We start from the raw sequence: 249 nt of genomic DNA on the forward strand, positions 1-249 counted from the left end.
GTAGCCGACAATTCGTTCCATGCCTGAACGGCGGGAGCGAAAAATGAAAAAGTTAGCAGTGGCGTTAGTGATGGTGGGCAGCTTGAGCGTCGCGGGGCAAGCGTCGGCTCATGGTCATGGCGGTGGCGGCGGCGATGTAGTGGGCGCACTGATCGGCGGCGCGGTGCTGGGCGCGGTCGTGACGTCGATATTGAATCCTGCGCCCGCGGTGGCCTATCAACAGCCGGTCTATGCGCAGCCTGTCTATGC

The 249-nt window shown here is 62.2% G+C and carries 1 pseudogene; it reads left to right on the forward strand.

The features are described from left to right. Nucleotides 1–43: 43 nt before the first annotated feature. Nucleotides 44–249, forward strand: a pseudogene (locus SB822_RS59460) (ecotin precursor); the annotation flags it as partial.

Origin of the sequence: Paraburkholderia sp. SIMBA_054 (genome assembly GCF_046534875.1) — a bacterium.
GTDB lineage: Bacteria > Pseudomonadota > Gammaproteobacteria > Burkholderiales > Burkholderiaceae > Paraburkholderia > Paraburkholderia hospita.